This is a genomic window from Parvibaculum sp. (assembly GCF_049671045.1).
Lineage (GTDB): Bacteria > Pseudomonadota > Alphaproteobacteria > Parvibaculales > Parvibaculaceae > Parvibaculum.
Genome location: NZ_JBATUH010000072.1, coordinates 1 through 11,445 on the forward strand (window position 1 = coordinate 1; position 11,445 = coordinate 11,445).

Consider the following 11,445-nt stretch of genomic DNA (forward strand, 5'->3'; position numbering starts at 1 on the left):
AGCATGGGCTGCGGGCCCGAGCGCCCTGCCTGGGCGGCGGCCTGCGCCGCGCGGCGGGCGGCGGCGAGGAAATCATTGGCGGCACGCGCCGTCTCGGCGGCGGGGTTGCTCATTTCCGGTTCGCCGGCGCTCTCGGGAGCTTCCTCCGCATCCGCGCCGCGAATATCGAGTGTCGGCTCGCGCCGCGTCTCCTCGCCATGGACAGCGAAGGGCGGCGGCACATCGCCCGCAAGTTCCGGCACGGGCTGCGCGAGGGACTGCGAAGGCGGCGGCGCCGGGGGAAGGGAGCCCGGTGTCTCCATATCGGCGAACGGGTTGCGGAACCCGGCCATGCCGGGCTCGTCGCCGAAGGGGCTGCCCAACGGATTGCCCAATGGGTTGCTCAACGGGCTGCCTTGGGGATTGTTCAGGAGGCCGCCCGTCGCGCCGCCGAAGGCGGCCGAAGGGGGCATGTCGAAATTCGGAACGGCGAAGGGCTGCCCGGAAGGCACGAAGCCGTTTCCGGCGCCATAGCCCGTCGAGATCTGCGGCGGCAGGACGGGGTTCGACCGCTGAGCCTTCGCGTCCTGCTCGAGCTTCGCGAGCCGCTCGGTCATGCGTTCGAGCATCACATGGAGCGACTCGACCGTCTCGCGCGAGCGGTTCTCGGTCACGTGAAGATTGTCCGACATGCCGGCGATCGCGCGCTCGATCGACTGCGCGGCCTGCGCCGTCATGTCCTCGTTCTGCTGCAGGCGGTCCGCCATCTGCTCGATGCGGCTTTCGATGACGCGCATGGCCTCGGGCAGCGCGTCATTGCGGGGGCGGTCCATATCCTCCAGCCGCCGCGCGATGCTTGCCACCGTCTTCTCGAAGGCCTTGAGCGTTTCTTCCGTCCGGCTCTCGGCGCGCTCGAGGCGCTGCGTGATCTCGGCGAGATTGCTCTGGAGGCCGGCGATAGTGGCCTTGTGCTGTTCGGCGTCGGATTTTTCCGCGATCGCCTTCATCGCGGCCTCCACCGCCTGAGGCCCGATGCCGCCGACGGAGTGTTCCATCTTCTCCAGCCGGGACGCGAGCGTTTGCAGATGGTTTTCGACCGCGCGCGCGCGGGCAAGCTCCGCCTCGCGCTCCTTTTCCTCGTCGCGTTCATCGACGCGGTTCGTGAGCTGGGAGAGCGCCTGCCTGATCTCCGCAAGCGAGTCGTCGGTGCGGCGCTCCGCCGTGTCGAGATGATCGACGACGGCGGTCACCGCCTTTTCAAGCGTCTGGATCGCCTTGTCGTCCGGGCGGCGCGCGCCGCGGCTCCGCTCTGTTTCCTCGAGCCTCTCGGCGAGCTGCTGTATCTTGCGCTCGAGTGGGTCGATCATGCCGGCTTCGGAAGATTGCTCCATCGCACGCTCCGAATATTCCAGCCGCTCGGCGAGCTGGCCGACCGATTGTTCAAGCCGCCGCGCGAGGTCCGCTGTACGCCGCTCGCTAGTCTCGACACGCTGCACGATGTCGCGCATGGCCTCGGCAACCGGGGTCATGTCGATCTGCGCCGGACCGGCCGAGAACTGCGGCACGGGCTGGTGAAAGGCGGGCTGCGCGAAGCCTGATTGCGGCTGGGCCGCTCTCGGCTCGCCCGTCGGCTTGCCGACTTCGTCCGTCCCCGCATCCATGATGATCTGATTGAGCCAGGCGCCAAGCGTGACACCGGCACGATGAGCCGCCTGTTTGGCAGCTTCGCGCGCTTCGGGCTCTATGCCCTTTACGCTCCACGGTACACCCGATCTCATCCGAATCACTAAGCCCCTTAACCCTTTTGGTTAGTATAGGCCAGCGCATCTTTCGCGACGAGACGCCCGCCCCGCCGGGGCCCGTTTGCATGGGCGGCACTGGGCCCAGGGGTTCTCGCGGCCGGGCCACGGAACGGGTCCATAAAACGTCAATGTCGGTAAATATCGGGTTAACCGGGCAAAAAGGCGCGTTCCCGCACGGTCTTACGGCCCGGCATAGAGCTGCGTCGCATAGATCGCGTCGCCGTGGCGCGCGATGCCGATGCCGGTGCGGACATAGTCCGCATTCCGCAGATTCTTCCGGTGGGACGGGCTGTTGATCCAGCCCCTGAGCATGATCTCGGCGATCTGCTCCGTCGTTCGCCGCTTCATGCCCTCCACCATGGAAAGGTTTTCGGCGATCCGGCCCTTGAATTGCGACGACACGGCCAGCACACGCTCCTTGGGGCCCTGGCCGTCCGGGTTGAAGTGCCCGAAGAAATTTCTCAGCGCCATGTCCGCGCTGTGAACGGCGGCCGCGCGTTCGAGGACGCTGTCCCGCGCGAGCGGCGGCGCGCCGATCTTCGCCCGGTAGTCGTTGACGGCAGCGAAAAGCGCCCGCTCCAGCGGGTCGTTTGTGCGCGCGGCGGCGCTGGCGGCGGCCGGAAGCGAGGCGATGTTGACCCGGGTCGGCGGGGGCGGAGCCACGGGATCGCGGCTCGTGGCGCAGGCCGCGAGCAGAAGGCTCAGCGCAAGGACGAACCCCGAACGGAAAAGCATCGTCATCGATTCCTCGTCTTCCCCGACCCGGTCCCGCCCCAGCGCCGGCCCGCGTCGCGATGGCAGCACTAGAGCAAGTCGAGGGGCGCGCGGCAATGTCGCCGGAGGCCTTGACGCTTACGTCAACGTCAATTAACGTCCCCGCTGTCATCACAAAATAAGGCGGGACACCGCCAGACGAATGACGCCGGGCTTGCCGCGGGGCTGCGATTTGTTCGTCGCCTCCCGCCCGGTCAATGGGGAAACAGGAGAGGTTCATGGAGCAGCAGTTTGAGGGGCCGCAGGCCATCACCGTGGGCGCCGAGCCGGCTCATGCCGTCGGCGTCACCTATTCGATCACGCAGCTTGCCGAGGAATTCAGTCTGACCACGCGCGCGATCCGCTTCTATGAGGACAAGGGGCTTCTCAAGCCCGAGCGCCAGGGGCAGACCCGCATTTATCACCCGCGCGACCGTGCGCGTCTCCTTCTCATCGTCCGTGGACGGAATGTCGGCCTTGCGCTTTCCGAGATCAAGGAGATACTGAGCCTCTACGATCTCGAGGACGGATGCGAGACGCAGAACCGCGTCGCCATCGATAAGTTCAAGCGCCGCATCGCGAGCCTCGAGGCGCAGCGCAAGGAAATCGATCTTCAGATCAGGACGCTTCAGGAAAGCTGCGAGCGGCTCGAAGGCGTTCTCCAGAAGCAGATGGCGCAGGCGCTTGTGGATGCGAAGAAGCGCCCCCGTGTCGCCAAGGGTGAAGTCCGCCTCCAGCAATCAGCTTCATCGGCGACGGCCTGACCTTTTTGCCGTCGCGCTCTTCAACGCGAGGACATAATGCCGGTCTACAAGGCTCCATTGCGGGAGTATCGCTTCCTCCTGCACGAGGCTTTCAACATGTCGCAATATGCGGCGCTTCCCGGATTCAGGGATGCGCCGCTCGATGTCGTGGATGCGATCCTCGATGAAGCGGCGAAACTTTCGGAAGAAGTGCTGCAACCCCTGAACCAGATCGGCGACAGGGAGGGCTGCAAGCTCGAGAACGGCGTGGTGACGACGCCGAGGGGCTTCAGGGAAGCCTACAGGACGCTTGTCGAAGGCGGCTGGCCGGCGCTCGTCGCCGACCCCGCCTTTGGCGGACAGGGATTGCCGAACGCGCTCGGCGTCATCTTCAACGAGATGGTGTCCTCGGCCAACATGGCCTTCGGCATGTATCCGGGCCTTTCGCATGGCGCCTATTCCGCGCTCCTGCACCACGGCACCGAGGAGCAGAAGAAGACCTATCTGCCGAAGCTCGTCTCCGGCGAGTGGACCGGCACGATGAACCTGACGGAGCCCCATTGCGGCACCGATCTCGGCCTTCTGCGCACAAAGGCCGTTCCGCAGGCGGACGGAAGCTACAAGATCACCGGCACCAAGATCTTCATCTCGGCCGGCGAACACGATCTTGCCGACAACATCCTCCACCTCGTGCTCGCGCGCATCGAAGGCGCGCCGCAGGGCATCAAGGGCATTTCGCTTTTCCTCGTGCCCAAGTTTCTCCTGAAGGAGGATGGCAGCCTCGGCGCGCGCAATGGCGTGTCCTGCGGTGCGCTCGAGAACAAGATGGGCATCCACGGCAACGCCACCTGCGTGCTCAACTATGACGAGGCGACAGGTTTCCTCGTCGGCGAAGAGAACAAGGGCATGCGCGCCATGTTCACCATGATGAACGAAGCGCGGCTCGGCGTCGGGCTTCAGGGGCTTTCGCAGTCCGAAGCCGCCTATCAGAACGCCGTCGCCTATGCGAAGGAGCGGCTTCAGGGCCGTTCGCTCACGGGGCCGAAGGCCGCCGACAAGCCTGCCGATCCGATCCTCGTTCACCCCGATGTGCGCCGCATGTTGCTCAACGCCAAGGCGTTCAACGAAGGCGCGCGCGCGCTTCTCGTCTGGACGGCCTTGCAGGGCGATCTCTCTCATGCGTCGGACGACGCGGCCATGCGCGAATTCGCGGACGACATGATGGCGCTCCTCACCCCGGTGGTGAAGGCGCATCTCACCGATCGCGGATTTGCCAATGCCGTCGAGGCGCAGCAGGTCTATGGCGGGCATGGCTATATCGAGGAGAACGGGCTCGCCCAGTTCGTCCGCGATGCCCGCATCGCCATGATCTATGAAGGCGCGAACGGCATTCAGGCGCTCGATCTTGTCGGCCGCAAGCTCGCCGCGAATGGCGGGCGCGCGGTCTTCGCCTTTTTCAAGCGCGTCGACGATTTCCTGGCGGAAGCCGGAAAAATCGAAAAGCTCGCGCCCTTCGCGGCTGCGCTTTCGGCTGCGCGCAAGGATCTCGAGGCGGCGACCATGTGGTTCATGGAAAACGCCCTTCAGAACCCGGACAATGCCGGCGCGGGTTCGACCGACTATCTCCATCTCTTCGGCGTCACGGCCGTCACTTTCATGTGGTCGCTGATGGCGAAGGCCGCGCTCGAGAAGCTCGACGGCGCGGCAGAAGACAGGAGCTTCTATGAAACGAAGCTCAAGACCGGCCTCTATTATGTGGAGCGGGTCGCGCCGGAAACGGCGCTTTATCTCGAGCGTATTCGCATCGGCGCCGCGCCGCTCATGGCATTCGGCGCCGACGAGTTCTGATGGCGCCGCCAATCAAAAGAAAAGGCCCCTTCGGGGTTGGTAAATACAGGGAAGGAAGACAGGACAGATGGAAATGATCGCGGGCTACAAGTCGCCTTGGATGACGGAAGAGCTGGAGATCCTCGAGAGCTCCGTGCGCAAGTTCTACGAAAAGGAATTCGCGCCTCATTCCGAGCGCTGGAACAAGCAGGGCCATGTCGATCGCGATGCCTGGAACAAGGCGGGCGAAGCCGGAATTCTTTGCGCCTCGATTTCCGAGGAATATGGCGGCGGTGGTGGTTCCTTCGCGCATGAAATGGTCATCGCCCAGGAGCAGGGCCGCGCGGGCGTGGCGGGTTTCGGCAATTCGGTGCATTCGGGCATCGTCGCCCACTACATCGAGGCCTATGGCACCGAGGAGCAGAAGAAGAAGTGGCTGCCCAAGATGGCGACGGGCGAGATGGTCGCCGCCATCGCCATGACCGAGCCGGGCACGGGCTCCGATCTTCAGGGCGTGCGGACCACGGCGAAGAAGGTCGGCAACCAGTACGTCATCAACGGCCAGAAGACCTTCATCACCAACGGCCAGCAGGCGACGCTCATCTGCGTCGTGGCGAAGACGGATCCCGCGGCCGGCGCCAAGGGCACCTCGCTCATCATGGTCGAGACGGATGAGGTCGAAGGCTTCCGCCGCGGCCGCAACCTCGACAAGATCGGCCAGCACGCTCAGGACACCTCGGAACTCTTCTTCGACGACGTGAAGGTGCCGACTTCGAACCTTCTCGGCACGGAAGAAGGCAAGGGCTTCATCCAGCTCATGCAGCAGCTTCCGCAGGAGCGTCTCATCATCGCGGTTCAGGCCTGCGTCGCCATGGAAAAGGCCGTTGAGGTCACCGCCGCCTACACGAAGGAGCGCAAGGCCTTCGGCAAGTCGATCCTCGATTTCCAGAACACCCAGTTCAGGCTTGCCGAATGCAAGACCGAGGCGGCGATCGCGCGCGTCTTCACCGACGACTGCGCGATGAAGCTTCTCGAAGGCAAGCTCGATCCGACGACCGCTGCCATGGCGAAGTGGTGGACGACGCAGAAGCAGTGCGAAATCGTGGACACCTGCCTCCAGTTCTTCGGCGGCTACGGCTACATGATGGAATATCCGATCGCGCAAATGTACACGGACGCGCGCATCCAGAAGATTTATGGCGGCACCAACGAGATCATGAAAATGCTGATCGCGCGCACGCTCTAATAAAGGCCCCTCATCCCGACCCTCTCCCCAAAGGAGGAGAGGGGCCGGGCCAAGTCCTTCTCCCTCTCCCCCTCCGGGGAGAGGGCCGGGGTGAGGGGAGCTACAAACGCAACCTCTCTCAGGGAGACGAAAATGACCGACGCTTATGTCTATGACGCCGTGCGCACACCGCGCGGCAAGGGCAAGAAGGACGGGGCGCTGCATGAGGTGACGGCGCTCGAACTCGGCACCCAGGTTCTGAAGGCGATCCGGGATCGCAACAATCTCGACACCTCGCGCGTCGACGACGTGGTCTTCGGCTGCGTCGATCCGGTGGGCGAGCAGGGCGGCGACATCGCGCGCATCGCGGTGCTCAATGCCGACTACGCGCAGACGACGGCGGGCGTGCAGATCAACCGGTTCTGCGCCTCCGGCCTCGAGGCGACCAACATGGCGGCGGCCAAGGTCATGTCGGGCGAAGCCGACATGGCGATCGGCGGCGGCGTTGAATCGATGTCGCGCGTCGGCATGGGCGCCTCGGGCGGCTCCTGGTCGACCGATCCGCAGATCGCGTTCAAGTCCTACTTCACGCCGCAGGGCATCGGCGCCGATCTCGTCGCGACGAAATACGGCTTCTCGCGCGCCGATGTCGACGCCTATGCCGTCGAAAGCCAGAAGCGCGCGGCCAATGCCTGGGAGAAGGGCTACTTCAGCAAGTCGGTCATCCCGGTGAGAGACATCAACGGCCTCACCATTCTCGACCATGACGAGCACATGCGCCCCGACGCGACGATGCAGTCGCTCGCCGCGCTCCAGCCTTCCTTCGCCGGCATCGGCGAATTCGCCTTCGACGGCGTGGCGCTCGAGCGCTACCCCGAAGTCGAGGAGATCATCCACGTCCACCATGCAGGCAATTCCTCGGGCATCGTCGATGGCGCGTCCGCCGTTCTCGTCGGCAATCTCGACACCGGCAAGGCCATGGGCTTGAAGCCCCGCGCCCGCATCCGCGCCATGGCGTCGATCGGCTCGGAACCCTGCATCATGCTGACGGGCCCCGCCGATGTTTCGCGCAAGGCGCTGAAGAAGGCCGGCATGCGCCCGGAGGACATCGACCTCTACGAGCTCAACGAAGCCTTCGCCTCGGTCGTTCTGCGCATGATGCAGTCGCTCGACATTCCGCATGAGAAGATGAACGTCAATGGCGGCGCCATCGCCATGGGCCATCCGCTCGGCGCGACCGGCGGCATGATCCTCGGCACGGTTCTCGACGAACTCGAACGCCGCAATCTCAACACGGCCCTCATCACGCTCTGCGTCGGCGCGGGCATGGGCACGGCCACCATCATCGAGCGCGTCTGAGGTAACAACATGACCACTTACGAAAACTTCAAATTCGAGGTCGATGGCGACGGCATCGCGCTCGTCACCTGGGACATGCCCAACCGTTCGATGAACGTGCTCTCGCAGAGCTCCATGGCCGACATGGCCGCGATCATCGAGGCGATCGTTTCCGACGAGAAGATCCAGGGCGCCATCCTCACCTCGGGCAAGGACGCCTTCTGCGCCGGCGCCGATCTCTCCATGATGGGCGGTCAGGCGGGCGGCGGCTCCGGCGGCGGCTCCAGGGAAGAGCGCGTCAAGGCGATGTATGAAGGCAATCTGCACTTCAACATGCTGCTCCGCCGCCTCGAGACCTGCGGCAAGCCGATCGTCGCCGCCATCAACGGCACGGCGCTTGGCGGCGGCCTCGAAGTGACGCTCGCCTGCCATTATCGCATCGCGGCCGACAATCCGAAGACGCAGATCGGGCTTCCCGAGGCGAAGGTCGGTCTTCTGCCGGGCGGCGGCGGCACGCAGCGCCTGCCGCGTCTGATCGGTGCGGCGGCGGCCCTGCCGCTCATCCTTCAGGGCACGGCGCTCGATCCGCAAAAGGCGCTGAAGGCCGGCATCGTGAGCAAGGTCGTTCCCGCTGCCGAACTTCTGAGCGCGGCGAAGGCCTGGCTCAAGGAAGGGCTCGCGCAGCCGAAAGTGAAGCATGGCAAGAAGGGCCCGGAAGTCTGCCCGATCGCCATTCAGCCCTGGGACCGGGAAGGCTATCGCGTTCCGGGCGGCGGCCCGCATGACGGCAAGGCCGGCCAGACCTTCACCATCGGCAATGCCACGCTCCACAAGACCACGCATGGCAATTTCCCGGCGCAGCAGTACATCATGTCCTGCGTCTATGAAGGGCTTCAGGTGCCGATCGAGGCGGGACTCCGCATCGAGACGCGCTACTTCACGAAGCTCCTGATGGACCCGCGCTCCAAGGCGATGATCCGCTCGCTCTTCCTCTCGATGCAGGAACTGGGCAAGGGCGCGCGCCGTCCGGCCGGCGTTCCGGACTTCAAGGTGAAGAAGCTCGGCATTCTCGGCGCGGGCATGATGGGTGCGGGCATCGCCTATGTGTCGGCGCAGGCCGGCATGGAGGTCGTGCTTCTCGACACCGATCAGGCGAACGCCGAAAAGGGCAAGGCCTATTCCGAGAAGCTCCTCGCCAAGCAGCTCGAAAAGGGCAGGACGACGCAGGAGAAGGCCGACGCGCTTCTCGCCCGCATCAAGCCGACGACGAGCTATGACGATCTCAAGGGCGCCGATCTCGTCATCGAGGCCGTGTTCGAGAATCGCGACATCAAGGCCGATGTGACGAAGAAGTCCGAGCCCATGCTCGCCGAAGGCGGCATCTACGGCTCGAACACCTCGACGCTGCCGATCACGGGTCTTGCTGAAGCCGCGAAGCATCAGGAGAACTTCATCGGCATCCACTTCTTCTCGCCCGTCGACAAGATGCAGCTCGTCGAGATCATCATGGGCAAGCGCACCAGCCAGGAAACGCTGGCGAAGGCGATGGACTATGTGAAGCAGATCAGGAAGACGCCGATCGTCGTCAATGACAGCCGCGGCTTCTACACCTCGCGCTGCTTCGGCACCTATGTCGGCGAGGGCCTTGCCATGCTCGCCGAGGGCATCAAGCCCGCGATCATCGAGAATGTCGGCCGCACGACCGGCATGCCGATGCCGCCTCTGGCGCTCAATGACGAGGTATCGCTCGATCTGGCCTACAAGGTCCGTGAGCAGACGAAGAAGGACCTTGGCGACAAATACGTCGCGGGCCCGGCCGACAAGATCGTCGAGAAGATGGTCATCGAGCTTGGCCGCGTCGGCAAGAAGGCCGCCAAGGGCTTCTACGACTATCCGGCCGATGGCAAGAAGAAGCTGTGGCCGGGCCTCGCCGATATCGCGGGCACGCACAAGGACATCGAGGACGTCGATGTCGAGGAGCTGAAGAAGCGCTTCCTCTACATCCAGTCGCTCGAGGCCGCGCGCTGCTTCGAGGAAGGCGTCGTCACCGACGTGCGCGATGCCGATGTCGGCGCGATCCTCGGCTGGGGCTTCGCGCCCTGGACCGGCGGTCCGCTCTCGCTCATCGACATGGTGGGTGCAAAGGAGTTCGTCGACACCTGCGACAAGCTCGCCCAGAAATACGGCGAACGCTTCAAGCCGACGAAGCTTCTGCGCGACATGGCCGAGAAGGGCGACACCTTCTATGCGCGCTTCGCGCCCCAGAAGGCCGCCGCATGAGATGAGGCGTTCCGGCTCCCTCGCCATGAGGGAGCCGGGACCTTCCCGCCCGTGGCCGCGAGGTGCCGCCGGGCTCGACTGAAATGAAAATTGCACCTCATTGTGCAGTCATGCGCCCCGCCGCGGAAAAAGAGCGGGACTCCGCCGCTGCATTTAAATTTTTAGTAAAAAGGGCAGGCGGATCTTATCCGCGTTTAAGGGACTGGTGCCGCATACATGTCTGTATGTAGTCGGTGGCTTTCTGGGTCCCTCCACAATGTCCAACATTTCGCCAAAGGGTCGTGTCTTGACGGCGCTTGAGCCGGTTTCCTCGCGCTCGCCGCGCAAGGTCATCGAGCAGATGCGAATTCCCCAGGACCTCATCGGCAAGATCGCGGAGCTTCACCAGCGCTTTCTCCTGCGCAAGCCCAATGGCTGGCGCGTGCATCTGAAGGATTGCGACCTGTCGGGCCTCGACATTCGCAACCTGAATTTTTCCGAAGGCCAGTTCGTCAATTGCGACTTCACGGGCGCGGATCTTGAGGATGCGCGTTTCGTCGATGCCGATCTCTTCAGCGCCTGCTTCGATCGCGCGAACCTCACCCGCACCAATTTCACCGGCGCCGATCTGCGCGGCGCCCAGTTCGACGGCGCCGAGCTCAGTGCCGCGACGCTCGATGGCGCCGATCTCGGACTTGGCGTTGTCTTCCGCCACGGCAAGGAAAGCTCGTTGAAGCAAAGCATATCGAGCTTCCGCAATGCCAATCTTCGCGGCACCAACCTCGCGGATGCGAAGCTCGCGGGCGCGAGCTTCGAGGGCGCGGAACTGAGCGGCGTCAACATGCAGGGCGCCGATCTGCGCGATTCCAATTTCTCCGGCGCGAAGCTCGTCGATGTTTCGCTGCAGAGGGCCAATCTCACCGATGCGGACTTGCGCGCGGCGATCATGGATGACGCGACCGCGAAACACGCCGATTCCGTTTTGGGCGCGAAGAAGGCCCGCAAGGCGCCGCTCGCCGCCCGGCTCGAGCAGATTCTCAACGACCATCTGCTGTGGATTCAGTCGGACCGGCGGCAGGGCCTTCGCGCCGATTTCTCCGAAATGTATCTCGCGGGCTTCGATCTTTCGGGGCGCATTCTGGCCGGGGCGAAGTTCGAGCGGGCCATTCTGTCGGATGCCAACCTGTCCGGCACCATTCTCGCGGCCGCCGATCTGCGCGGCGCCGTGCTCGTGCGGGCAAATCTCAGGGGGGCGGATCTGCGCGGCGCCGATCTGCGTGGCGCCGACCTGCGCGAGGCCCGCCAGGACGACGCCCTCATCGGAACGCTTGTCGGAACCACGCTGGCGACGCGGCGCGAATAGGCGCTACCAGGTGAGCACCTTCTTCGTCACCATGACATTGTAGCCGAGCCCGCCCTCGGCTCTCGCCTGGAACTCGAAACCGCTGCCCGATTGCTCGCTCCTGCCTCCGGTGAAGCCGAGGCCGCCATTTCCGATCGGGGCGCCATCGTCATTATT

At 64.4% G+C, this 11,445-nt stretch carries 8 protein-coding genes; 6 read left to right on the plus strand and 2 right to left on the minus strand.

Translation table 11 applies throughout. The features are described from left to right. Positions 1 to 1,757, minus strand: a 1,757-nt coding sequence (locus WBG82_RS08930; RefSeq protein ID WP_424423918.1) for a hypothetical protein, incomplete at its 3' end; no start/stop codon positions are given. 204 nt (positions 1,758 to 1,961) lie between these two features. Next, complete coding sequence (locus WBG82_RS08935) at positions 1,962 to 2,522, minus strand: CAP domain-containing protein (RefSeq protein WP_424423920.1); 561 nt, start codon at positions 2,520 to 2,522, stop codon at positions 1,962 to 1,964. A gap of 251 nt (positions 2,523 to 2,773) precedes the next feature. Between WBG82_RS08935 and WBG82_RS08940 the strand changes: the two genes are divergently transcribed. The 6 genes from WBG82_RS08940 (at position 2,774) to WBG82_RS08965 (ending at position 11,289) form a co-directional block, all read left to right on the plus strand. After that, the gene (locus tag WBG82_RS08940) at positions 2,774 to 3,298 is read left to right on the plus strand and encodes a MerR family transcriptional regulator (protein ID WP_424423922.1); all 525 of its coding nucleotides are present in this window, start codon (positions 2,774 to 2,776) and stop codon (positions 3,296 to 3,298) included. A 36-nt stretch (positions 3,299 to 3,334) separates the two neighbouring features. Continuing rightward, on the plus strand, positions 3,335 to 5,125 hold the full coding sequence (locus WBG82_RS08945; protein WP_424423925.1) for an acyl-CoA dehydrogenase C-terminal domain-containing protein: 1,791 nt from the start codon (positions 3,335 to 3,337) through the stop codon (positions 5,123 to 5,125). 67 nt (positions 5,126 to 5,192) lie between these two features. Further along, positions 5,193 to 6,350, plus strand: coding sequence for an acyl-CoA dehydrogenase family protein (locus WBG82_RS08950; RefSeq protein WP_424423927.1), 1,158 nt, complete (start codon positions 5,193 to 5,195; stop codon positions 6,348 to 6,350). 132 nt (positions 6,351 to 6,482) lie between these two features. After that, positions 6,483 to 7,688, plus strand: a complete 1,206-nt coding sequence (locus WBG82_RS08955) for an acetyl-CoA C-acetyltransferase (RefSeq protein WP_424423929.1) — start codon at positions 6,483 to 6,485, stop codon at positions 7,686 to 7,688. 9 nt (positions 7,689 to 7,697) lie between these two features. After that, positions 7,698 to 9,947 carry a 3-hydroxyacyl-CoA dehydrogenase NAD-binding domain-containing protein gene (locus WBG82_RS08960; protein ID WP_424423932.1) on the plus strand — a complete coding sequence of 750 codons (2,250 nt, stop codon included), beginning with the start codon at positions 7,698 to 7,700 and terminating at the stop codon, positions 9,945 to 9,947. 286 nt (positions 9,948 to 10,233) lie between these two features. Next, on the plus strand, positions 10,234 to 11,289 hold the full coding sequence (locus tag WBG82_RS08965) for a pentapeptide repeat-containing protein (RefSeq protein WP_424423935.1): 1,056 nt from the start codon (positions 10,234 to 10,236) through the stop codon (positions 11,287 to 11,289). The last annotated feature ends 156 nt before the right edge of the window (positions 11,290 to 11,445 follow it).

Excerpts from the sequence above, each read along its gene's own strand:
- WBG82_RS08935 (WP_424423920.1), bottom strand. The coding sequence starts at position 2,522 with ATGACGATGCTTTTCCGTTCGGGGTTCGTCCTTGCGCTGAGCCTTCTG.
- WBG82_RS08940 (WP_424423922.1), top strand. The coding sequence starts at position 2,774 with ATGGAGCAGCAGTTTGAGGGGCCGCAGGCCATCACCGTGGGCGCCGAG.
- WBG82_RS08945 (WP_424423925.1), top strand. The coding sequence starts at position 3,335 with ATGCCGGTCTACAAGGCTCCATTGCGGGAGTATCGCTTCCTCCTGCAC.
- WBG82_RS08950 (WP_424423927.1), top strand. The coding sequence starts at position 5,193 with ATGGAAATGATCGCGGGCTACAAGTCGCCTTGGATGACGGAAGAGCTG.
- WBG82_RS08955 (WP_424423929.1), top strand. The coding sequence starts at position 6,483 with ATGACCGACGCTTATGTCTATGACGCCGTGCGCACACCGCGCGGCAAG.
- WBG82_RS08960 (WP_424423932.1), top strand. The coding sequence starts at position 7,698 with ATGACCACTTACGAAAACTTCAAATTCGAGGTCGATGGCGACGGCATC.